General features: G+C 74.6%; 18 protein-coding genes. 11 read left to right on the top strand and 7 right to left on the bottom strand.

The features are described 5' to 3' along the window. Positions 1–82: 82 nt before the first annotated feature. The 3 genes from ACIRBY_RS15600 to proB are packed head-to-tail and all read right to left on the bottom strand — an operon-like array spanning position 83 to position 6970. Entirely contained in the window at positions 83–4447 is a 4365-nt protein-coding gene (locus ACIRBY_RS15600) for an amino acid adenylation domain-containing protein (protein WP_403900930.1), read from the bottom strand. Beyond that, positions 4444–5997, bottom strand: coding sequence for an AMP-binding protein (locus ACIRBY_RS15595; protein WP_403900929.1), 1554 nt, complete (start codon positions 5995–5997; stop codon positions 4444–4446). Before ACIRBY_RS15595 ends, ACIRBY_RS15600 begins: the two co-directional genes overlap by 4 nt. Beyond that, positions 5987–6970 (bottom strand): glutamate 5-kinase, encoded by a 984-nt coding sequence (gene proB, locus ACIRBY_RS15590; protein ID WP_403900928.1) that lies wholly within the window; start codon positions 6968–6970, stop codon positions 5987–5989. The genes ACIRBY_RS15595 and proB overlap by 11 nt, the downstream gene beginning before the upstream one ends. A 319-nt stretch (positions 6971–7289) precedes the next feature. On the opposite strand from proB, the gene ACIRBY_RS15585 reads away from it, so the two are divergent. From ACIRBY_RS15585 to ACIRBY_RS15555, 7 genes are all read left to right on the top strand, one after another. Beyond that, positions 7290–8510 carry a Glu/Leu/Phe/Val dehydrogenase dimerization domain-containing protein gene (locus tag ACIRBY_RS15585; protein WP_403900927.1) on the top strand — a complete coding sequence of 407 codons (1221 nt, stop codon included), beginning with the start codon at positions 7290–7292 and terminating at the stop codon, positions 8508–8510. Continuing rightward, positions 8507–9991: an adenylosuccinate lyase family protein gene (locus ACIRBY_RS15580; protein ID WP_403900926.1), complete on the top strand. Its 1485-nt coding sequence runs from the start codon at positions 8507–8509 to the stop codon at positions 9989–9991. The genes ACIRBY_RS15585 and ACIRBY_RS15580 overlap by 4 nt, the downstream gene beginning before the upstream one ends. A gap of 396 nt (positions 9992–10387) precedes the next feature. Beyond that, positions 10388–14356 carry an amino acid adenylation domain-containing protein gene (locus ACIRBY_RS15575; protein ID WP_403900925.1) on the top strand — a complete coding sequence of 1323 codons (3969 nt, stop codon included), beginning with the start codon at positions 10388–10390 and terminating at the stop codon, positions 14354–14356. Then, positions 14353–15672, top strand: a complete 1320-nt coding sequence (locus ACIRBY_RS15570) for an MFS transporter (protein ID WP_403900924.1) — start codon at positions 14353–14355, stop codon at positions 15670–15672. The genes ACIRBY_RS15575 and ACIRBY_RS15570 overlap by 4 nt, the downstream gene beginning before the upstream one ends. 85 nt (positions 15673–15757) lie before the next feature. After that, positions 15758–16054, top strand: coding sequence for a phosphopantetheine-binding protein (locus ACIRBY_RS15565; RefSeq protein WP_403900923.1), 297 nt, complete (start codon positions 15758–15760; stop codon positions 16052–16054). Further along, on the top strand, positions 16054–16995 hold the full coding sequence (locus ACIRBY_RS15560) for an NAD(P)-dependent oxidoreductase (protein WP_403900922.1): 942 nt from the start codon (positions 16054–16056) through the stop codon (positions 16993–16995). Before ACIRBY_RS15565 ends, ACIRBY_RS15560 begins: the two co-directional genes overlap by 1 nt. A gap of 124 nt (positions 16996–17119) precedes the next feature. Next, positions 17120–18097, top strand: coding sequence for a LuxR C-terminal-related transcriptional regulator (locus tag ACIRBY_RS15555; RefSeq protein ID WP_403900921.1), 978 nt, complete (start codon positions 17120–17122; stop codon positions 18095–18097). A gap of 127 nt (positions 18098–18224) precedes the next feature. Here ACIRBY_RS15555 and ACIRBY_RS15550 read toward each other — a convergent pair whose 3' ends face one another. Then, positions 18225–18527, bottom strand: a complete 303-nt coding sequence (locus ACIRBY_RS15550; protein ID WP_403900920.1) for a hypothetical protein — start codon at positions 18525–18527, stop codon at positions 18225–18227. Then, positions 18524–18727 (bottom strand): hypothetical protein, encoded by a 204-nt coding sequence (locus ACIRBY_RS15545; RefSeq protein ID WP_403900919.1) that lies wholly within the window; start codon positions 18725–18727, stop codon positions 18524–18526. The genes ACIRBY_RS15550 and ACIRBY_RS15545 overlap by 4 nt, the downstream gene beginning before the upstream one ends. A gap of 186 nt (positions 18728–18913) precedes the next feature. Between ACIRBY_RS15545 and ACIRBY_RS15540 the strand changes: the two genes are divergently transcribed. Both ACIRBY_RS15540 and ACIRBY_RS15535 read left to right on the top strand, forming a co-directional pair. Then, the gene (locus tag ACIRBY_RS15540; RefSeq protein WP_403900918.1) at positions 18914–19204 is read left to right on the top strand and encodes a type II toxin-antitoxin system RelE/ParE family toxin; all 291 of its coding nucleotides are present in this window, start codon (positions 18914–18916) and stop codon (positions 19202–19204) included. Positions 19205–19295: 91 nt separating this feature from the next. Continuing rightward, positions 19296–19808, top strand: a complete 513-nt coding sequence (locus ACIRBY_RS15535) for a DUF1203 domain-containing protein (protein WP_403900917.1) — start codon at positions 19296–19298, stop codon at positions 19806–19808. Between the two features lie 47 nt (positions 19809–19855). On the opposite strand, the gene ACIRBY_RS15530 is transcribed toward ACIRBY_RS15535, so the two are convergent. Further along, entirely contained in the window at positions 19856–20476 is a 621-nt protein-coding gene (locus tag ACIRBY_RS15530; RefSeq protein ID WP_403900916.1) for a nucleoside/nucleotide kinase family protein, read from the bottom strand. Positions 20477–20815: 339 nt separating this feature from the next. Here ACIRBY_RS15530 and ACIRBY_RS15525 point away from each other — a divergent pair, with 339 nt between their 5' ends. Further along, complete coding sequence (locus ACIRBY_RS15525; RefSeq protein ID WP_403900915.1) at positions 20816–22579, top strand: S8 family serine peptidase; 1764 nt, start codon at positions 20816–20818, stop codon at positions 22577–22579. A gap of 8 nt (positions 22580–22587) precedes the next feature. Beyond that, positions 22588–22857: a hypothetical protein gene (locus tag ACIRBY_RS15520; protein WP_403900914.1), complete on the top strand. Its 270-nt coding sequence runs from the start codon at positions 22588–22590 to the stop codon at positions 22855–22857. Between the two features lie 52 nt (positions 22858–22909). Here ACIRBY_RS15520 and ACIRBY_RS15515 read toward each other — a convergent pair whose 3' ends face one another. After that, the gene (locus tag ACIRBY_RS15515; RefSeq protein ID WP_403900913.1) at positions 22910–23122 is read right to left on the bottom strand and encodes a hypothetical protein; all 213 of its coding nucleotides are present in this window, start codon (positions 23120–23122) and stop codon (positions 22910–22912) included. Positions 23123–23265 lie beyond the last annotated feature (143 nt).

Below are 23265 nucleotides of genomic sequence, written 5' to 3'. Positions count from 1 at the left end.
GCACGGGACGGACCGTGGCCCGACGGGTGGTCCGACGGGTGGCCCGACGGGTGGTCCGCCGGTGGTACGCGGTGAACCGGGCCTACCGAGCGGCCTGGGCCGGGGGCGGGAAGAAGCCCGTCTCCGTGAAGTGGGCCACCGTCGCGGCGAACCCCTCGGCCGTCAGCGGCGCCGGGACGGTGCCCGGCAGCAGGGCCCGGGTCGGGGAGACGTCGTAGCGCAGGGCGGTCTCGCCCGCGCCGTCGCGGACGGCGGCGAGCAGGGACAGGCCGGTGGGGAGGCGGTGGGCCTCGACGTGGGCCGCCCAGGCGGCGCCGGTGGTGGCGGTGATGCGGTGGCCCAGCGCGCGCAGCCAGCCGACGGCGGTGTCCAGGCCCAGCCGCTGGTCGGCGGCGATGTGGAAGGTACGGCCGACGGTGTCCGGGCGGAGGGTGAGCGCGACCACGGCGGCCCGCACGTGGTCGACCGGGACCAGGTCGAAGACGATCTCCCCGCCGGGGTCCCCGGTGGGGGCGAGGCCCGCCTCGACACAGGCCTTGAGCAGCAGCCAGAAGTAGTCGGAGGGCTGGCAGATGCCGGTGGCCGTGTCCGCGGCGATCCGGGTGGGGCGGTGGACGGTGACCGGCAGGCCGCGGTCGGCGGCCTGTGCCAGCAGCTTCTCGGCCGCCCACTTGCTCTGCGCGTAGCCGTGCCGGAGCAGCCCGGGGCCGGGCAGGGGGTCGTCGGGGTGGACGACCGGACCCGCACCGGGCTCCGGGGCCAGGACGCCGACGGTGGAGATGTGGTGGAGGGGTACGGTCCGGTGCCGGGCGGCGAGACGGAGCAGCTCGACGGTGCCGCCGACGTTCGCGGCCTTCAACCGGTCGTAGGAGTGCGCCAGGTTGACGGCGGCGCCGCAGTGGTAGACGGCGTCGGCGGTACGGGCCAGCTCGTCGAAGAGCTCCGGCGCCAGGCCCAGGCGCGGGGCGGCCAGATCGGCCGGGACCGCGTGCACGCGGCCGGCGAACCCGGGCCGCCACAGCCGGTGGGCGTTCAGGGAGGCGAGGACCCGGGCCCGGGCGGCTTCCGGGTCTGCGGCGCGGACCAGGCAGTGCACTTCGGCCGGGGTACGGGTGAGGAGTTCGTGGAGGAGGTGGGCGCCGAGGAACCCGGTGGCTCCGGTGAGGAGCAGCCGGCGCGGAGCGGCGGTCCAGGAGTCGACGGTGGCGGCGGGCCGGATGTCCGCGGGCAGGACCGCGTCGGCGGACAGGCCGGGTGCCTCCTCGTCGGGTGCGCCCGTTCCGTCGAGCCGGGCCGCGAGGGCGCCGGGGGTGGGGGATCCGAAGACGGCATGGGCGGGGAGGGTCCTGCCGGTGGCGGCGCGCAGGGCGAGGACGAGGCGGACGGCCAGCAGGGAGTCGCCTCCGGCCTCGAAGAAGTTCGCGTCCGGGCCCGCGGGCGGCTGCCCCAGCACCTCCTGCCAGGCAGCGGCGACGATGCGCCCGGCGGCGGTCGCCGGGGGTGCGGCGGGGGTGGCGGCGGGCGCGGCGGGGGGCAGGGCGCGGTCCAGCGCGAGGCGGTCGAGCTTGCCGGTCGCGGTACGCGGGAAGCCGGTGTGGGCCACTACCCGCGAGGGCACGCAGTACGCGGGCAGTACGGCGGCCAGCGCGGTACGGACCTCGCCGGGGGTGGGGCCGGGGGCGCCGGGGCCGGGTACGAAGTGGGCGTGCAGCCGGGGCCCCGCGGGCCCGGGGACCACGGTGACCGCGGCCTGGGCGACGCCCGGCAGGGCGCGCAGCGCGGACTCCACCTCGCCGGGCTCCACCCGGTGGCCGCGGATCTTGACCTGGTCGTCGTCGCGTCCCAGGAACTCGATGAGCCCGTCCGGGCCGAACCGGCCCAGGTCGCCGGTCCGGTAGCACCGTCCGCCCGCCACGCGGGGGTCCGGGCGGAAGCGGAGCCCTGCCTGCTCCGGGTTCCCGAGGTAGCCGTCGGCCACCGGAGTGCCGGCGACCCGGATCTCGCCCGGCGCACCCTGCGGCACGGGCCGCCCGGCCCGGTCCAGGATCTCGACGCGGGCGTTCTGCACGGGGCGGCCGATGGGCGGCCGCGCGGGCCAGTGCGCGGGGTCGCCGGTCAGCCGGTGCGCGGTGACCACGTGGGTCTCCGAGGGGCCGTACTGGTTGTCCAGGGACGCCCCGGTACCGGCGAAGAACGCGCGGACGGCGGGGGTGACGTGGAGCTGCTCGCCGGAGGTGATCACTTCGGGGACGGGGCAGCCGAGGCCGGCCGCCGCGGCGTGGTCGGCGAGCTGCTGGAGGGCGACGAAGGGCAGGAAGAGCCGGTCGACGCGCCGGTCGGCGGCGAGGGCGAGGAGCAGCGCCGGGTCCTTGCGCACGTCGTCCCCGGCCAGCACCAGGGTGCCGCCGCCCGCCCACGTGGCGAAGAGCTCCTGGAAGAAGACGTCGAATCCGATGGGGGCGTACTGGAGGGTCCGGGGGGCCGGAGCGGAGCGGCGGCGCTGCCAGTCCGCCAGGTTGGCGAGGCTCCGGTGCGGCATGGCGACGCCCTTGGGCGCGCCGGTCGAGCCGGAGGTGTAGACGGCGTAGGCCAGATCGTCCGGGCCGGCGGAGGTCAGGGGGGACGCAGCCAGTCCGGGCGCGGCGGGCTCCCGTACGGCGGCCTCTGGCGTGGCGGGCTCCGGCGTCGGGTCCGGGGTGTCGAGGGTGAGTATCCGCAGGTCCGCGGTGGCCGGGCGGGGTCCCGTCGTGTCCGTGCGGGTGAGCAGGATCGAGGCGCCGCTGTCCGCGAGCACCAGGTCGGTCCGGCCGGCCGGCAGCGCGGGGTCGAGCGGGACGCAGCAGGCGCCGCTCTTGAGTACGGCGAGTACGGCCACCGGGACGTCGGGGCCCCGGTCCAGACGGACGGCGACGCGCCGGCCGGGGCCCGCGCCCAGGGCGGTGAGCCGCCGGGCGAGCCGGTCGGCGGCGGCGTCCAGGGCCGCGTAGCCGATCTCGCGGGAGCCGTCGACGACGGCCGGCCGGTCCGGGGCGAGCCGTGCCTGGCGGCTGAACGCCTCATGGGCCAGGAGCGGTTCGGCGGGGGCCGGGGGCCCCTCGGTGAACTCCCGGGCGACCCGGGCGTACTCGGCGCCGGACAGCATCGGCAGCTCGCCGATCGCCGTGTCCGGCCGGGCCAGCGCACCGTCGAGGAGGGTGGTGAACCACTGGGCGATGCGCTGCGCGTGCGGAACGTCGTAGAGGGCGTCGGAGAAGGTCAGCAGGCCGAGGTAGCCGCCGTCCTCGGGCACCAGGTGGAAGAAGAGGTCGAACTTGGCGGTGCCGTGGTCGACGCGGACCTGCCGGGCGGTGATCCCGGGGAGGTCGAGGCCGGGTGCGGCGGCGTCGTCGACGGTCAGGACCACCTGGAAGAACGGGAACCGGGCCGGGCTGCGCTCGCCGTCCAGGGCCTTCACGAGGTGGCCGAAGGGGATGTCGCGATGGGTGACCGCGTCCCACACGGTGTCCCTGGTGGAGCGCAGGAGCTCGGCGAAGGTGCGTGCGGGGTCGGCGGTCTGACGCAGCGGCAGGACGTCGGTGAGGCAGGCGAGGAGCGGTTCGAGGTCCGGTGCGTCGCGGCGCGAGACCGGGGTGCCGATGACCACGTCGTCCTGGTCGCCGGAGCGGGCCACCAGCGCGGTGAGCGCGGCGGCCAGGACGCAGAAGGTGCTGGTGCGGTGGAGCCGGGCGAGTTCGCGGATCCGGCGGCCGGTGCCGGGCCCGATGCGGAAGCGGACCTGCCCGCCGCGGTGGTCGGGGACGTCCGGGCGGGTGCGCGCGGAGGGCACGGTGGACTGGGCGGGCGCACCGTCCAGGACCCGGCGCCAGTGGGCGAGCAGTTCCCCGTGGTGGGCGGCGGGGCGGGACCGCTGCTCCCGCGCGTAGTCGGCGAAGGTCTTCTCCAGCGGCGGCAGCTCGGCGGGCCGCCCCTCCAGCGCCGCCCGGTAGCGGGCGCTGAACTCCAGGTCCAGCAGGCGGAAGCACCAGCCGTCGACCAGGGCGTGGTGGAGGGCGACGGCCAGGACGGCGTCCTGCGGCCCCACCTGGAGGAGCGTGGCCCGCAGGAGCGGGGGCCGGGTCAGGTCGAGGGTTCCGCCGACCGCCTCGCGCAGGGCCCGGTCCAGCCCGCCGGGCGGCACCGTCCGTCGGTCCACGCCCACCGGGCGGGGCTCCTCGGCGTACTGCACGGCCCGGCCGTCCTCCAGGGCGAGCCGCGAGCGGAGGGTGGCGTGCCGCTCCACGATCCCGGTGAGGGCGGTCTCGACGGCCCGTTCGTCGAGGGGGCCGCGCAGGCGGTGGTTCCACGATTCGACGTAGCGCGAGGCCCCGTCGTGGAGCTGGTCGTTGAGCCAGATCGACTCCTGCTCGTACGTCATGGGGTACGGAGCGGACGGGGAGGCGGCGGTCATGACGTGCTCCGTGCGGCGGTGAGGGTGGACAGCAGGGCGGCCGGGTCGACCTTGCCGTTGGGGGTGACGGGCAGGTAGGGCACCCGGTAGACGGCGGCGGGCACGCTGTAGCGGGGCAGCCGGTCGGCGAGGGCGCGGCGGATGACGGCGGCCGTCAGATCGCTGGACCAGGAGGTGTAGAACAGGGCCAGGTGGTCGGGGGCGGCGCCGGCCGTGCCCGGGCCGGTCTCCCGGGCGGGGACCGGCAGGACGTGGCAGTGCCGGATGCCGGGCACGGTACGCGCCACCGACTCGATGCCTGCGGGCTCCAGACGGTGGCCGGCGATCTTGACCTGCCGGTCGGCGCGGCCGAGGAAGTGCAGCACCCCGTGCCGGTCGAACTCGCCCCGGTCGCCGGTGCGGTACGCGGGCCGTGTCCGCCCCTCCAGGGTGAGCGTGGTGAACGCGGCGCGGGTGGCGGCCGGATCGGCCAGGTATCCGTGGGCCAGGCCCTCGCCCGTCACCCAGATCTCGCCGCCGACCAGGTGCACGTCCGTGCCGGGTACGGGGGTGCCGATCGGGATGCCGTTCGGCAGGTCGCAGTCCTCGGGGCGGATGGTGCGGGTGGTGGCGAAGACGCAGCTCTCCACCGGGCCGTAGCCGTTGATCAGGGTGATGCCGGGATGGCGTGCCAGGAAGGACCGCACGTGGGGCGGGGAGAGCGTCTCGCCGCCGGTCAGGACGGTGCGCAGGCCGCCGAACGCGTCGATGTCCTCGTCCACGAACAGGTTGAAGACGGCCGAGGTGAGCCAGAGGGTGTCCACCCCGCTCTGCTCGCGCAGCCGGCGCAGGTCGTCGGGGAGCAGCTGGTCGCGGGCGGCGAGGGCGCAGGTGCCCCCGGTGGTGAGGGGACCCCACACCTCCAGGGAGAAGGCGTCCCAGGAGGCGGGCGCCGCCTGGGCCATGGTGCGGCCGGGGCCCAGTCCGGCGAGGGGCCGGCCGGCGAACAGCCGGGTGGTGGCGGCGTGCGGGGAGAGCACGGCCTTGGGCGGGCCGCTGGTGCCCGAGGTGAGGAAGACCGCGGCGGTGGAGCTGCCGTCGACCCGGAGGCCGACGGCGCGGACCCGGCGGGCGGCGGCCTCCTCCAGGGTCCCGGCCGGCGGGGTCCAGACGCGCGTACGGCGGCCCGCGGCCGGCTCGTCGTCGGGCTGCGGGGCGGACGCGACCATGACGGGCGACCCGAGCCGGCTGACGGTCTCGCGGCGCCGGAAGGCGGGCTGGGCGGGGTCGAGGACGGCGTACCCGGCCCCGCACTTGAGGACCGCGAGCAGGACCGCGATCAGCCGGGCGCCGCGGGGCATGCCGACGGGAACCAGGTCGCCGGGGCGGACGCCGAGGTCCTGGAGGCAGGCGGCGTAGGTGTCGGCGGCGTGGTCGAGGGTGCGGTACGAGATCCGGGCGGAGCCTTCGACGAGGGCCGTGGCCCCGGGGCGCAGACGCGCCTGCCGGGTGACGGCCGCGTGGACGAGACGGCTTCCGGCACCGGGGGCGGCCGCGCTTTCACGCGGCATTGCGCATCTCCGTACAGGAGGTGAGGAATTCCCTCAGCGAAGCACTTTCGAAAACCTCCTGCGGGGCGAAGGGAATTCCCGTCAGGGTGCGCAGGCGGGCACATATGCGCATGGCCTGGAGCGATGTTCCGCCGATGTCGAGGAATTGCGTGTCGGGGGTGATGTCCGGCCGCCCGGTGACGTCGCGGACCACGTCCATGAAAGCGTCGAGGACATCGGATCCCTTGGCCCCGCACGCGTGGAAGAGGGTGCCGCACGGCCGACCGGCCAGTGCCTCGGCCGCCTGCGGGGCGGAGGTCAGCAGAACGGTGATGCCGGCCTCGGTGGCGCTGCGCGCGGCGGCGAGCTTGCTCGCCATGCCCCCGGTGCCGAGCCCGGATCCGGGCGAGGAGAGGTCGAGTCCGCCGAGTTCGGCTCCGGAGCGCACCTCGGGGATGCGCCGGCTGCCGGGCAGCCGCGGATCGGCGTCGTAGAGCCCGTCCACGTCGGAGAGCAGCACCAGCCGGTCGGCCCGGACCAGTCCGGCGACCAGGCCGGCGAGCCGGTCGTTGTCCCCGAAGCGGATCTCGTCCGTGGCGACGGTGTCGTTCTCGTTGACCACCGGCAGCACCCCCATCGCCAGCAGCGCGTCGAGGGTGCGGCGGGCGTTTCCGAACTGCCCGTCGCGCGTGACGTCGTCGTTCGTGAGCAGGACCTGGCCGACGCGGATGCCGTACCGGGCGAACGAGGCCGTGTAGCGGGCGATCAGCAGCCCCTGCCCCACGCTCGCGGCGGCCTGCTGGTGGGCGAGGTCGGCCGGCCGGGCGGCGAGACCCAGCGGAGCCAGGCCCGCGGCGATGGCGCCGGACGACACCAGCACCAGCTGCTCGCCCCTGCCCAGGGCCGCGGCCAGCGCGTCGACCAGCGCGTCCAGCCGTTCGGCGTCCAGGCCGCCGGCCGCGGTCGTCAGCGAGGAGGAGCCCACCTTCACCACGGTGCGGACACCCCGTCCCCGGCCCCCTGCCCGGCCCCCTTCCCGGTCCGGTGTCTCCGGTTCCCGTGTCCGTACGACTGTCTGCACGACGGTTCCCCCTCACGAGGCTTTTCTTCCAGTGGAGTTGGCCTGAACCGGCCTGGCCGGTTCTTTCTACCAGCGCACCGGGGGCACGCCCCGGAGACGGCTGACAGGAAACTGCCGGGACGGGTGCAGCTTCCTGATCCGGCCGGATCTGGTCCCGCCGAATTCCCGGTGCGAGATTTCTTCCGTCGGCTCGACCGGCAGCCACATCCGGTGCGGAGGAAAGAGGCAAGTCGTGTCCACCACCATTGAGTACACCGACCCTGTCGAAGGCTTCGGCGGCTGGCTCGTCTACGACGGGCACACCGCCGACATCGCCGCCGGCGGATTCCGCGTCCAGCCCGGGGTCACCGGGGAGCTCGTCGCTTCCCTGGCTTCCCGGATGACCCTCAAGCAGCGCGTGCTCGGCCTCGGCGTCGACGGCGCCAAGGCCGGCATCGACTACGACCCGGCCTCCCCGGGCAAGCCCGCCGCGGTCCGCCGGTTCCTCGCCTTCTTGCGCGAGGAGCTGTCCGAGCGGTTCAGCATGGGCTGCGACATGGGCACCCGCTGGCACGAGCTGGAGGAGCTGGCCGCCCTGGAGGGCATCCCCTCCATCAAGTACGTGGTGAGGAAGGCCCAGGGCATCGGCGACCAGGACTTCTTCGACCGGCTGCGCGCCCTGGACGCCCCGGTGGGCGCGCTCACCCTCGGCCAGCGCCGGGCCGGCCACGCACTGGCCCACGCGGCCCTGGCGACCGCTCGCCGCCAGGGGCGCGAGCTCTCCGCCCTGACCTGCTCCCTCCAGGGCTTCGGCAACATGGGCCGGGCCGCCGCCTACTCGCTGCTGGAGCACGGCGTCCGCATCACCGCCGTCGCCGACGCCCACGCCTGCGTGGTGGACCCCCGCGGGCTGGACATCGCCCGGATGCTGGACAGCCCCCAGACCAGCGCCGTCGACTCCCTCGCCCCGGGCGCCCTGCGCCTGCCCCGCGAAAGCCTGCTGGACCTGCCCGCGGACGTGCTCGTCCTCGCCGCGGGCGAGAACGCCATCGGCGAGGAGCAGGCCCGGGTGCTGCCGTGCCCCGTGGTCGTGGTCGGGTCCAACCACGGCCTCAGCGCCCCCGTCGAGCAGACGCTCGCCGACCACGGGGTGCTGGTCGTACCGGACTTCATCGGCGGGATCGGCGGCTCCGCCTCGATCGACGCCCTGTTCGGCCCGGCCGCCACCCCCACGCCCCAGGAAGTCCTCGACAGCGTCGCGGCGATGATGGACGACCTCCTGGACGACCTGCTCAGCCGGGCGCGCAACCTGCGCACCACCCCCCGCCGGGCCGCCCTCGACTTCGCCTCGGTGGCGATCGACAAGCGGGGCGACCGCCCCTACGGCACCGGCCCCTACTCGCAGAGCGCACTGCGCCGTGCCGCCCGTTCCCGCCGCACCGTCATCGGCGCCACCACCGGAGAGAACCGTTGAGCACCCTCACCCTGCACGCAGCCCGGGCCACCGCCACCGCTCCCACCCAGGACACGACCGCGACCATGGACACCGCAGCGGACGACGGCCCCTGTAGCCACGAGCGGGGCCACATCACCGACTCCCGCTTCTACGGCCACATCTACGCCACCGAGACCAGCCGGGAGATCTTCTGCGACGTCTGCCGCTTCCAGAGCTGGCTGGACGTCGAGGCCCAGCTCGCCCTCGCCCAGGCCGAACTCGGCATGATCCCCCAGTGGGCCGCCGACCGCATCGCAGACAGCGCCCGCGTCGGCCTCCTCGACCTGGACGGCGTCCGGTCCGAGATCCGCCGCACCGCGCACTCGCTGGTCGGCGTCCTGCGGGCCTTCCAGACGGTGTGCGGACCCGAGGCGGGCGAGTTCATCCACTTCGGGACCACCACCCAGGACATCCAGGACACCGGCCAGGTACTGGCCATGAAGCGGGTGCTGGACCACCTGGAGCAGCTGATCGCCGGCCTGGTGGCACGCCTGGTGGAGATCTCCGAGGAGCACGCCGCCACGGTGGTGCTCGGCCGCACCCACGCCCAGCCGGCCCTGCCGATCGGCTTCGGCCTGAAGGCCTCCGGCTGGATCGACGAACTGCTGCGCCACGCCGAGCGCATCGAGGCGATGCGGCCGCGCGTGCTGGTGCTCCAGCTGTTCGGCGGCGCCGGTTCCATGGCCGGCTTCGACGGGCGCGGCCCGGAGCTGCTGGAGCGGCTCGCCGGGCGGCTCGGCCTGAGCGTGCCCGACACCGGCTGGCACGCGGCCCGCGACCGCATGGTCGAGTACGTCTCCACCCTCGCGATGGTCTCCGGCACCCTGGGCCGGATCGCCGACGAGATCCGCACCCTCGGCCGGCCGGAGATCGGCGAGGTGCAGGAGGCCTGGTACCTGGGCAAGGTCGGCAGCTCCACGATGCCCCACAAGCGCAACCCCGAGGGCTGCGAGCAGATCGTGGTCATGGCGCGGCTGGCCGCGGCCCAGGTCGGCACGGCCCTCACCGCGATGGGCGGCGACCACGAACGGGACGGCCGGACGCTGCGCATGGAGTGGGTCTGCGTCCCGGACGTCTCCCACTACACCCTGACGGCCTGCGAGATCGCGACGCGGGTCCTGGGGGGACTGTCCGTGCGGTCCGAGCGCGCGCTGGCCAACGTGCTGTCCGTACGGGACCAGGTCGCCACCGAGAGCCTGATGCTCGCCTTCGCCGGCCACGTCGGCAAGCAGACCGCCCACGAGCGGGTCTACCAGCTGATCCAGCAGGGCATCAGCGAGCAGCGGTCGCTGCGCGAGCTGATCGAGGCCGACGCCGAGCTGGGCCCGGTGCTGACCGCCCGGGAACTGGACGTGCTCTTCGACCCCGCGCAGTACCTGGGCGAATCCGTCCTCCTGACCCGCCGCGTGACCGAGCGGGCCCGCGCCTGGCTCGGCGGGCGGAAGGACACGGCGGCCTAGGGCGGCCCCGGCGCTCCCGGAGGGGCCCGTCGAGGGCAGCCGCCCGGCGCCGCCCGGCGCCGGGAGCCGTCCCCGTACCGCCCCGGTCCGTCCCCGGGCCGCCGACCCGGACCGTCCCCGTACCGCCTGCGCACCGCCCCGGACCACCCGGACCGCCGTCCCCGCACCGCACCGGACCACCCCCGGACCGCCGTCCCCGCACCGCACCGGACCACCCCCGGACCGCCGTCCCCGCACCGCCCCGGACCACCCCCGGACCGCCGTCCCCGCACCGCACCGCCCCGGACCGCCCCCGGACCGCCGTCGCCGGTCCGTGCAGAACCGTACGCCCGCATCCCCACCAGCCTCTTCCGCGCGGTCCCGCCGCGCCCCCACCCCGTTTCGAGGAACGATCCGATGACCCCCGTAACCGCCGTCCCGCTCTCCTCCGGCCAGCAGTCGCTGTGGCTCGACGAATCGCTGCGCGGCGAGTCCGCCGTCTACAACGTCCCCGTCGCCTACGAGATCCGCGGCGCCCTCGACACCGGTGCCCTGGCCCAGGCCCTGGCCTCGCTCCTGGCGCGCCACCCGGCGCTGCGCAGCAGCGTCCGCGTCACCGACGACGGGGAGCCGTCGCTGGTCACCGCCGCCCCGGGCGAGGTACCGCTGGAGATGCGGGACCTGCGCGGCCGTCCGGCCGCCGAAGCGGCCTGCGCCGCCGAGGCGTTCGCCGCGCAGCCGCTGTCGCTGTCCGCTCTGCCGCTGCTGCGCGCGCTGCTGCTGCGTACCGGCGACGAGGAGGCGCTGCTCGTCCTGGTCGTCCACCACGGGTGCTTCGACAGCTGGTCCGTCGAGGTACTGCGCGGCGAGCTCACCGCCGGCTACGAGGCGGCCCTGGCCGGCACCCCGCTGCCCGCCGGGGAACTGCCGGCCTACGCCGAGCAGCACCGGATCGCACGGGACGAGGAGGCCGCGGGCCACGGGGAGGAGCTGGCCTACTGGACCGAGCGGCTGGCCGGCGCCCCCGCGGAGAGCACCTGGCCGCACGACCTGTCGCGTCCCGAGGCGGCGACCCAGCGGGGCGCGACCGAGGGCTTCGACGTCCCCGGCGACCTGGCCGCCGCGCTGCGGGCCCTGGCCCGCAGGCAGCGCACCACCCCCTTCGCCCTGTTCACGGCCGCCGTCCAGCTGCTGCTGGCCAGGGTCTCGCAGGAGCCCGCCGCCGACGACGGCACCATCGACGTCGCGATCGGCACCCCGGTGGCCCGCCGCGAGCACGCCGCCGCGGAGGAGCTGATCGGCTACCTGGCCAACACGGTCGTGCTGCGCCGCCGGATCTCGCCGGAGGAGTCCTTCGCCGGCCTCGTCGCACGGACCGGCAAGGAGCTGCGCGCCGACCTGGGACGGGCGGCCCTGCCCTTCCCGGCCCTGGTCAAGGCGCTGGCCCCCGGGCGGAGCCCGGACCGCTCGCCCTTCTTCCAGGTGATGCTGGTCGTGGAGGACGCGCCCGAGGCCGAGCTGCGCCTGGGCGCGGCGACCGGGCGCGCCGTCCCGCTGCACTCGGGGACCGCGAAGTTCGACCTCACCCTGACCCTGGTCCCCGACGCGGCGGACGGCTACCGGGGCACCCTGGAGTACGCCACCGGCGTCTACACCCCGGCGGCCGCCCAGGAGTTCACCCGCGCCCTGCTGCACCTGCTGCGCGGGGCCGCGGCCGAGCCGCTCACCCCGGTGGGCGCCCTCCCGCTGACCGCGGCGGCGGACGTCCGTACGGACGGCGAACCGGCCGGCGGGCACGGGGCCGCGCGACCGGCGACCGCCCACGAGCTGTTCGACCGGACCGCGGACCGCATCCCGGGGGCCCCGGCCCTGCGCTGGGACGGCGGCGAGCTCGACTACGCCCGGCTGCGGCTCGCCGCGGACCGGCTGGCCCGCAGGCTCGGGACCAACCGGGCCGTGGCCCTGTGCGCGCACCGTTCCCCCGAACTCGCCGTCGCCCTGCTGGCGGTGCTCAAGAGCGGCGCCGGCTACGTGCCGCTCGACCCGGCGTACCCGCGCGAGCGCCTGGACTACATGCTGGAGGACAGCGGGGCCGGGCTGCTGCTCGTGCACTCGGACGTGGCCGGCACCCTCACGGTGCCCGAGGGCGTGCGCGTGCTGCTGCTGGACGACGTGCTCGAAGGGCTCGACGCACCGCAGTCGCCGGACACGGCGCCCGCACGACAGGAAGGGGACGCCCCGGCGGAGTCCGGCCTCGGCTACGTCATCTACACCTCGGGTTCCACCGGTCTGCCCAAGGGCGTCGAGATGCCGCACGGGCCGCTCGCCAACCTCATCGACTGGCAGCTCGGCCGCTCCGCGTCCGCGGAGGGCTGGAACACCCTGCAGTTCGCGGCGTTCAGCTTCGACGTGGCCTTCCAGGAGCACTTCTCGACCTGGGCGAGCGGCGGCACGCTGGTCCTGGTCGACGAGGAGGTGCGCCGTGACCCGGCACGGCTCCTCGGCTACCTGGAGACCCAGCGGGTACACCGGGTCTTCGCCCCCTTCGTCGCGCTCCAGCAGCTGGCCGACGCGGCCGCCGAGACCGGGGTCTACCCGCAGGCGCTCCGCGAGGTCGTCACCGCCGGCGAGCAGCTCCAGGTGACCGACGCGCTGCGCACCTTCTTCACCCGCGTGCCCGCCTTCCTGGAGAACCAGTACGGCCCCTCGGAGACCCACGTCGTGACGGCGGAACGCCTCACGGGAACGCCGGACACCTGGCCGGACCTGCCGGCCATCGGGCTGGCCGTGCAGCACACCCGGGTGGAGATCCTCGACGACCGCCTGCAGCCGCTGCCGGCCGGTGTGCCCGGCGAGATCTGCGTCTTCGGGGCCGCGCTCGCCGACGGCTACCGCGGCAAGCCCGGGATGACGGCGGAGCGGTTCGTGGTCCACGGCGGCCACCGCCTCTACCGCACGGGCGACTTCGGCCGGACCCTGCCCGACGGGCGGATCCAGTGCCTGGGCCGCCGCGACGGCCAGGTCAAGGTCCGCGGCTACCGGATGGAGCTGGGGGAGATCGAGGCCCAGGTCCGCCGCCAGGAGGGGGTCGCCGACGCGGTGGTCGTCGTGGACGAATCGCCCGCCCGGGCCAAGCGGCTCATCGCGCACTGCCTGCCCGCCGCCGGCGCCGAACTGTCCCCGCAGCGGCTGCGCCGGGCCCTGCGCGGAGTCCTGCCGGACTACATGCTGCCGTCCGCCTACGTGACGGTCGACAGCTTCCCGCTGACCCCCAGCGGCAAGGTCGACCGCAAGGCGCTCGCCGCCCGCCCCCTGCCCGGGGCGGCCGCCGGGGGCGGCTCGGCCGCGGCCCGCGACGCCGTCGAGTTCGAGATGTGCGCCCTGTGGGCCAAGGCCCTGGGACGCGACGCCGTCGGCATCGACGAGGACTTCTTCGACCTGGGCGGCGACTCGCTCACGGCGGTCCGGCTGATGGGATCGGTCCGCGCCCACTTCGGCACCGGGCTGGAGCTCAACGAACTGTTCCGCGCCCCCACCGTGGCCGCCCTGGCGCGCCGGGTCCGCGACGGCGCGGAGGCCGAGCCGGCCGGTCCGCTGGTGCGGCTGCGGGCGGGCGTCGAGGGCACGGCGCCGCTGTACCTCTTCCCGCCGCTCGCCGGCACGGTGGTGCGCTACGCCCCGGTCGCCCGCGCCCTCGGCGAGGGGCTGACGGTCTACGGCCTGCAGTCGCCGGGCATCCAGCCCGGCGAGGAGGCCTGCTCCACCCTCGCGGACATGGCCCGCGTCTCCATCGAGCACATGCGCAAGGTCCACCCGGGCGGTCCCTGGCACGTGGGCGGGTACTCGATGGGCGGGGTCATCGCCTTCGAGGCGGCCCGGCAGCTGAAGGCGGCCGGCGAGGAGATCGGACTGGTCGCACTGCTGGACACCAACCCCCGGATGGACCTGGACCCCGCGGAGGACTACGCCACCCGGATCCTCGTCACCATGGCGCTCAAGCTCGACGTCGACCTGGCCGCACTCGGCGCGCTGCCCGAGCCGGAGCGGATCCGGCAGCTGCTGGAGCAGGGCATCGCGGCGGGCTCGCTGCCCGCGGACTACGACGAGGACCGGCTGAGGCGGATGCTGGAGGCCTACCGGCACAACGGCAGCGCTCTGGAACGGCACGTCATCGAGCCGCTCGACGGGGACGTGGTCCTGTTCCGCGCCGAGGACCGCAGTGCGGACGTCACCGAGGAGGCGTACGACCTGGGCTGGAACATGCGCTGCGGCGGCCGGCTGACCGTCCGGGACACGCCCGGCACGCACTTCACGATGATGGACCCCGGCGGCCCGCTGGAGACGCTGTGCGGCCTGATCGACGCCGAACTGGCGGCCCGCCGGTGAGCGCCGCCGAGGACGCCGCCGCGGTCCGGGAACGGGAGGCCGCCGAGGACGCCGCCGCGGACCGGAGACGGGAGGCCGACGAGGACGGCGCGCGGACCGGGCTGCGGGCGCCCCTGCGCAGACGCCGCTTCCGGCTGCTGTACACGGGACAGTGCCTCTCCCGCACGGGCGACTTCGTCTTCCAGGTCTCGCTCGCCGGGTACGCCGTCACCTCGGGCAGCCCGGCCCTGCTGGCCTACACCCTGTTCGGGCAGGCCACCGGGACCGTGCTCATGCTGCTGGCCGGCGGGGCGCTCGCGGACCGGTTCGGCGCCCGCGCGGTGATGCTCTGGGCCGACCTGGCCCGCGTCCTGGCCACCGCGGGCGTGGCCGCCCAGGTCGCGGCGGGCGGCCGGAGCGTGTGGGCGATCGCCGCCTGCGGGCTGCTGCTGGGCCTCGGCGACGGGGCGTTCGAGCCCGCGTTCACCCTCGCCTTCACCGAGTTGCTGCCGAAGGCCGAGCTGCTGGCCGCCAACTCGCTCCAGGCGATCGCCCTGCGCACCGCGGGCATCGCGGGGGCGGCGCTCGGCGGGATCCTGCTGGCAGCGGCCGGCGCCGCCGTCTCGCTGGGGCTGGGCACGGCGGGGTTCGCCCTGGCCCTCGCCCTGGTGCTGCTGGCGGGACGGTGGCCGGTGGCCGACCGGCCCGCCTCGGGGGACGGCCTGTTCAAGGAGGCCACCGGCGGGATCCGCTACGTCTTCTCCCACGCCTGGCTGTGGGTCTCCATCGGCAGCTTCGGTGTCAGCGTGGCGCTCGTGGTGGCCCCGGCCAAGGCCCTGCTGCCGCTCGCCTCCGCCGACGTACTCGGCGGCGGCGCGAGCACGTACAGCCTGCTCGTCGGCAGCCAGGCCGCCGGCGCCCTGCTGGGCGGGCTGCTGGTGGGCCGGCTGCGGCGGATCCCGCCGGGCCTGCTGATCTTCGGCGGAATGGCCGTCGTCTGCGGGGGCTTCGTCGTGCTCGGCCTGTCCCCGTCGGTGATCGCCTCCGTTCTGGTGGCCGCCCTGGTGGGAGCCGTTCTGTCGGCCGCCACCGTGGCCTGGGCGGCCACCCTGCAGAGCAGGGTGCCCGGTGAGCTGATCGGCCGGGTCTCCAGCGTCGACTGGCTGATCTCGCTGGGGGTCTCGCCGCTCGCCCTGGTGGCCGTACCGCACCTGCTGGCCTACGGCGCCCCGGCGACCGTCCTGATCACGGCCGCGTCGGTCGCCCTGGTGGTCAGCGCGGCGACCGCGCTGGTCCCGGCCGTACGCAGCCTGGCCTGGCCGGCCGCACCAGCCTGAACCCCGGCCCGTACGACCCCTGTTCGTTCCGTTCACCGCCCCTTGCACGCACCGCTTGCACGCACCGCACTCCCAGGAGGAAACCATGGACGACCGCCGACTGTTCACCGACGCCCCCGCCGCGCCCGCCGCCAACGAGACCGAGGCCGCGCTGGTCCGGCTCTGGGAAGAGGCGCTCCAGGTCCGCCCGGTCGGGCGGGACGACAACTTCTTCGAGCTGGGCGGCACGTCGATGCTCGCCTCCCGGATCTGCGCCGGCGTGGAGCGGGTCACCGGCACCCGGCCCTCCGTCCACGAGCTGTTCGACACCGACACGCTGGCCGACTTCGCCCTTCACGTCACCGCCCCCGCCCCGGGCCGCGCCCTGGTGACGGCCGCCTGATGGCCCGCGTGCTGATGGTGGACCCGATCCACCCCGACGCACTGCACGACCTGCGCCGCCGCTACCAGGTGGCCCTGCACCCCAAGCCCGACCCCGGCCGGCTCGTGGAGCTCGCCCGGACCGCCGACGCCCTGGTCCTGCGGGCCGGGGTGCGGGTGACGCAGGAGGTGATCGCCGCCGCGCCCCGCCTGCGGACGGTGATCCGGGCCGGCGTGGGGCTGGACAACATCGACCTCGCGGCGGCCGCCCGGGCCGGGGTCGAGGTGCGCAACGTGCCCGGCGGCTCCGGCGACGCGGTGGCCGAGCTGGCGCTCGGGCTGATGCTCGCCGTGTGCCGCCGGATCGTGGTGGGCGACCGGCACACCCGGTCCACCGTGTGGCACAAGCAGGGGCTGATGGGCAGCGAGCTGCGCGGCAAGACGCTCGGACTGATCGGTTTCGGCGGCATCGGCTCGCGGATCGCCTCGCTGGCCCAGGGGTTCGGCATGGAGGTGGCCGTGGCGGTCGCCCGCCCCGGGCGCGACCGGGCACGCCAGCTGGCCGAACGGGGGATCCGGCTGGTGTCCCTGGGCGAACTGCTGCCCGCGGCGGACGTCGTCTGCCTGTCCGTGCCGCTGACGGCGGACACCCGCGGGCTGATCGGCCGCGCCGAACTGGCCCTGATGAAGCCGGACTCGTACCTGGTGAACGTGGCCCGGGGAGGGACGGTCGACGAGGAGGCCCTGCTGGAGGCGCTGCGGTCCGGGGCGCTCGCGGGAGCGGCGACCGACGTACTGGTCCGGGAGGGCGCGCCCACCGAACTGGCGGCGCTGGACAACGTGGTGCTGACCCCGCACATCGGGGCGCTGACCCGGGAGGCCCAGCGCCGAATCGGGGAGCGGGTGGTCGAGCTTCTGGACGAGGCGCTGGCCCCGCTGGAGCGGCTCAAGCTCACCGCCTGACCAGGCAGTCTTCGAGTTTGAATAGTATTCCACAATGTGAAATTACATTTCCAAAACAAACCCCCTGCGGTAGCATCCGCGCTGGAATTCTCAGACCTGCAGGGGGGAATGCATCGTGAGTCTGATGAGTCTGGGACTGAGCCGGGGCGAGGAAAGCGTCTATCGGCACTTCCTCCGCACACCGGATTTCGGTCCCGACGCGGCGGGCGAGAAGCTGGGGATGAGCCGGGACGAAGCGGACTCCGCTCTGCGCAGCCTGTGCCGGCACCAACTGGTCCGGGACGCCGGTGGGGGACGATGGGTCGCGATCGACCCCGCGCTCGGGATCGAGCGTCTGATCGAGCAGCGGCTGGGGGAACTCAACGAACAGCTCCGGCTGGTCTCCTCGGCCCGCTCGCTCATCCCCGAACTGGTGGAGGAGGCGCGCGCGGCGGACCGCGCGGAGAGCCCGGCCGGCGGGATCGAGCGGATCGACGGGCTCGCCGAGATCCGGGCCCGGCTGGACGACCTCGCCTTCTTCGCCCGCGAGGAGATGTCCGCGCTGCAGCCCGACGGGCCCCTCACGCCGGCCTTCATCGAGGCCGCCCGCCCGCTCGACCTCCGATGTATCAGGCGCGGGATCACCATGAGGACGGTGGTCCTGCGCACTGCGCTGGAAGACTCCGCCACCCGCGGCTACCTCTACGAGATGGCCGACCTGGGGGCACAGTTCAGAGTGGTCGACAAGGTCATGGACCGGATGGTCATCTACGACCGGGCCACGGCGGTCGTGCCGCTCGACCCGGCCGACAGCGCCCGCGGGGCGCTCCTGGTCCGCCAGAGCGGGCTCGTGTCCAACATGGTGGCCCTCTTCGAGAAGGTGTGGGCCTCGGCGGAAACCCTCCCGGGCAAGGACGGGAGCGCGGACTGCGACACCCTCACGGAGACCGACCGCGAGGTGCTGACCCTGCTCTCGCGGTTCGACAAGGACGAGGTCGCGGCCCGCGAGATGGGCATCTCCATCCGCACGTTCCGCCGGCACGTGGCCGACCTCCTCCTGCGGCTGGGGGCGTCGAACCGCTTCCAGGCGGCCATGCTCGCCAAAGACCGCGGCTGGATGTAGCCGTACGAGCCGTACGGGCCGCACCGCACCGCGCGCACCACGACATGCGCGCATGACAAAAAGGGCCTGACCACTGCACCCAGTGGATCAGGCCCTGCTCCGTATGCGTACGCCCGCACCGCGCGGCTCATCCGACCTCGCGGCAGGACAGGAACTCCCAGCCGTCCATGGCGGGATCGCTCAGCGCGCGCCGCGCCTCGGCGCAGGCGCGCGACACCGCGACGTCCCGGTCCCGCGAGAACCGCAGGACGATCGAGAGCCCGTCGTCCCCCAGGCCGTGGAACCGCGCCTGCCAGGTGGCGGGCAGCAGCGCGAGCCAGCGGACCACGCTCAGCGGCGCGCCTTCGGCGATGGCCGCCGAGCCGGCGCGCGCCACCAGCTCGATCTGCCGGCTGCGGACCGGCGCGCGGTGCTCCAGACGGGCGGTCACTGCCAGCCGTTCTCGGACTTGTCCAGGGGGGCGACCTGCCAGCCGTTCGCGAGGACGGCGGTGGCGGGCGTCGACTGCCAGCCGTTCTCGGCCCGCGCGGCCGGCTCTTCGGCGGTGGCCACGACGCCCAGCGCGATGGCCGTACAGAGACCGATCAGGACGGCGGCGGCCTTGGTACGGGTGGTGGGCTGGGCGTTCATGTCTTCCTCCGAGTGGGTCGTCGTGTGCTGGTGACAGGGAGAAATCTGTCACCCGCGGAAGCCCGCTCCAATGACCCACGACGCCAGCAAACTGCCGCCGGAGCTGCAGTTTGCTGCCAGACGCCCGACGCCGGCCGTGCGGGCCGGTACCGTGAAACAAGACGAAGCCCCGCAGGAGACCCGCCCATGCCCCAGCCCGGCCGCCCCACGTACCGCGTCGAGTTCACCGAGTCCGCCGCAGCCGTGCGCGACACCCTCCCCGCGGAGCGCCGGGCCCAGCTCGCGCGCGGCATCCGCGTCCTCGCCCGCGACCCCTACACCAAGTACTCCGCCCCCATCGGCCCCGACGACTACAGCCGCAAGGCGATGGTCGCAGAGTCCCTGCTGATCGAGTACGGCATCCTCGAAGGCGTCATGATCGTCATCGTCGTGGCGGTCCTCGACGACATGCAGTTCATCGCCGACGACGAGGACTGACCCGTTCCCGCACCACGGTGAGCCCCCGCCGGTCGAGCGCGTGGTCGGATTTCGGCCAGCGTCCGCCGGCTCCGCCACGCAGTCTGAGCGCATGACAGCAACAGCCCATCACCCGTCGGCCATCGCTCCACACGTCCTCCGGGAGCTCCGCGACCACGACGACGCCGGTGCCGTTCCCCGCCCTTATCCGTACGACGCGGCAGGAGCGCCTCTGCGCTGCTGTCTGCGGCGTGGCCGCGCCGAGGAGCGGATCTCGCTGGTGTCGTACGCTCCGCTGCGCAGGTGGGCGGCGGAGGTGGGCTGCGACCCGGGAGCCTACGACGAAACCGGCCCCGTCTTCATCCACACCGACCGGTGCGAGGGGCCGGATCCGGCCTCCGGCCATCCGTTCGCCGAGACCGGTGCGCTGCGCGCGTTCCGCCGCTACGACGGTGAAGGCCACATCGCGGGTGGCGCGATGGTACGGCTGCCGGACGACCCCGCCCGGTCTCAAGAGGCCGTGGACCAGGCCCTGCGCACCGCCTTCGCCTCACCCGACGTCGCCCTCGTCCACGTCAGGGCCGTGGAGTACGGCTGCTTCCTGTACGAGGTGCGCAGGCCCTGACCGGAGCCCGGTCGATCCGGGTGCGGTGAGCGCCCGTCCCGGTTCCTTCAGCCGGTGTCGATGACGAGGTCGGCCCGGTGGCGGCCCGGGGCGACGAGGCGGGCGTTGGGCTCGTCCGACCGGGCCACCCAGTCACGCGCGCGGGCCGGGTCCTTGCCGTGCCTGACATGGCGGGCGATCAGCCGGTCCAGGCGCAGGTCATCGGCCGGGGCGAGGTACCAGGCCTCGTCCAGCAGGGGCCGTACCGAGGCCCACTCCCCCGCGTCGTGCAGCAGGTAGTTCCCCTCGGTGATCACCAGCGGTACGTCCGGGGCGACGGGGATGCTGCCCGCGATCGGCTCCTCCAGGGAACGGTCGAAGGCGGGCGCGTACACCGTGGACCCCTGCCGCGGTACGCGCAGCCGCCGCAGCAGGGCCACGTAGCCGGCGGCGTCGAAGGTGTCCGGGGCGCCCTTGCGGTCGGCGCGGCCCGTCCGCTCCAGCACGGCCTGCGCGAGGTGGAAGCCGTCCATCGGGACCACCACGGCCCGCCGGGGCCCGAGCGCTTCCGCGATGCGGGCGGCCAGTGTCGACTTTCCGGCCCCCGGGGGCCCGGCGATGCCCAGGACGCGCCGCCCGCCCCTGGCGGCCAGCGCCTCCGCCCTCGCTACCGGTTCCGTCGTCCGCATCCGTCCATCCTGCCCGAGGAACACCGCCCGCCCGTACCGGTTCCGACCGGTCGGCTAGAGGAGCGGTCGGCTGCCGTCGAAGCCGCTGATCATGGTGTGCAGGCCGGTTTCGAACCAGCGCCGGCAGTACTCGTCGCTGGCGGCCTCAGCCGGGGCGCCCCGCGCGCGCCGCGCCGCCCGGGGGCCGGGCGGCCGAACGCGGAATGGATTCTTCGCCCGTCGATGGAGTGACGTCCCCCCGCCGCGGGCCTGTCGGCCGGCCGCCGCGGCCGTACCGGGCCGAGTGTGGAGGTCAAGCCGGTACGTCCGGTTCCTGGCGACTCCGAGGGAGAAACGGCCATGGACTACAGCAAGCTCGCACCCCAACTGGCGGCCACCTACACGAGGTACCAGCAGGAGGGCCGCCGACGCTCCCCGCTGGCGGCGACGGGCCGGATGCTCGGACTCGTCTCGCTCCGGGAGCGGGCCAAACCGCTGCGGGTGGTGGTCTCGCTCGTGTGCGATCCGGACGTACCCCTGGACGGCGACCTGGGGGAGGGCGTCGAGCTCAACGCGGGCGGCCGGCGGATCCGTACCGCCATCGTCCCGCTGGACTCCCTGGCGGACCTCGCCGCGCACCCGGGCGTCCGGCGCATCCTCCCGGCCACCCGGCTGCGCCCGCTCCTCGACCGGGCGCAGGCCAAGGTGCACGTGCCCGACTTCCGGACGCGTACCGAACTCACCGGCAAGGGGGTCGTCGTCGGCATCGTCGACACCGGTATCGACCCGAGGCATCCGGCGTTCACCGGCCGGATCGACCGCATCTGGGACCAGACGGTCCAGGGCGGTGGGGGAGTGCCGGAGGGCGGCTACGGCGTCGAGTTCACCGGAATCGGAGCGGCCACCCCGTCCCGGGACACGGAGGGGCACGGGACCCACGTCGCGGGCATCGCCGCCGGCAAGGACGGCGTGGCTCCCGAGGCCCGTCTGGTGATGGTCAAGACCGACTTCCAGGACGCCCACATCACCGACGGCATCCAGTACGTCTTCCGGGTGGCACGCGATCTGGGCCTGCCGGCGGTGGTGAACCTCAGCCTGGGCGGGCACCACGACGCGCACGACGGCAGCGACGCGATGTCCCAGGCGATCGCGGAGGAGTCCGGACCGGGCAGGATCGTCTGCTGCGCCGCGGGCAACGAGGGCGAGGACGACATCCACGCGCAGCTCACGGTCACCGAGGACGCCACCGTCTCCGTCCCCTGCCACCCGGGCGTCCTGAACGGTCGTCCCGACACGTTCTGGCTCAACGGCTGGTACGCCGGCACGGACCGGTTCGAGGTCGCCGTCGCCGCGCCGTCGGGCGCCTCGACCCCCTTCCAGCCCGTACGCGGGCCCGGGGAGGAGACGGTGGAGTTCGACCTGCCGGAGGGCACGGTCCAGATCACCACTCCGGGCCCCAGCCCGGACAACGGGGACGTCAACTTCTTCGTGCAGGTGGATCCCGAGCCCCTGGGCCCCCACACCTCCCCTACCCCTCCGGGGAAGTGGCGGCTGCTGGTGAGGGGTGACGCGGTGAACGGCGACGGCAGGGTCGACGTGTGGATCCTCGGGGACGCCGAAGCCCGGCCCCAGCCGCAGTTCAGCGGTCCCGAGGTGCACGACGCGATGAAGATCGGCTCGCCCGGCGCCGCCGCGTCGGCGATCACGGTGGCCGCCTTCACCACGCGTACCGACTGGAAGGACATCGACGGCGTCGCCGAGCAGGCGCCGTCGCTGGAACTGGGGAAGATCGCCGGCTTCAGCAGCGAGGGCCCCCTCCGGGACGGCTCGCAGAAGCCGGACGTCACCGCCCCCGGCGCCATGGTCGTCTCCTCGCTGTCCCGGGAGGCCGTCGACCAGCCGAGGGCGCTCGTCATCAGTCAGCGCGAGGTGGCCATGGCGGGGACCAGCATGGCCTCGCCGTTCATCGCGGGGATCGCCGCGCTCGTGCTCCAGCGCGATCCGCACTGCGACCCGGCCGCGTTCAAGTCCCTGCTGATCGCCAACGCGGCCATTCCCGGGAGCCCCCAGGGCGCCGTCGACCACAAGTGGGGTCACGGTCTCCTGGACGCCACCGGGCTCTGAGGACGTACGTGGACTACCGCAAGCTCGACGCCGCCCTCGGGCGGGCCGTCGGCGCCGGGGACGCCGACCCTGCGGCCCGGGACCTGCTGGTCCTCGTCCGCCTCACGGAGCCGCCGTCGCAGGCGCAGCTGGAGCAGCTGCGCCGGGCGGGGGTGAACGGCACCGCCGGCGGGCGCACGGTCCTGACGGGCACCCTGTCGCGTCGGGACGTCGAGACGCTCTCCGAGCAGCCCTGGGTCCGCTCGCTCTCCCTGTCCGGCAGCAGACGCCCGCTGTAGGCCGCCTCTTCCGGATCCCGCTCCGGACGGGGCGGTCTTGTCCCCGAGGGCATCAGATGGTTTCGGGCAGGTCATAGTCATAGCGGACGCCTTGTGCCCCGTGTTCGGGAGGTTCGGAAGGTTCGGAAGGTTCGGGCCAGGCTCCTTGGAGGGATTCCGTCCGATCGGCGGCGGAGGGCCGGGGGAACAGGAAGTTCTCGAAGGCGTCCAGTCCGAACGGCATCAGCAGGACCATGAGCGACAGGAGCAGGGCCGTCACGACCATGGCGCCTCCCGGAAGGTCAGTGATCACGGGACCCGGCGGTGAAGACCTCGGTGGGGCCAGGCTGTGCCGCTCACCCCCTCGACGCGAAAGCTTGTAGGCCGTCCGGGTGAAAGGCGGTGAGGTGCCGTCCGCGCTGTTGCGCG

Source organism: Streptomyces sp. NPDC096136 (assembly GCF_044763325.1).
GTDB lineage: Bacteria > Actinomycetota > Actinomycetes > Streptomycetales > Streptomycetaceae > Streptomyces.
Note: the sequence above shows the minus strand (reverse complement) of the source record. Positions and strands in the feature narration are given on the sequence as shown.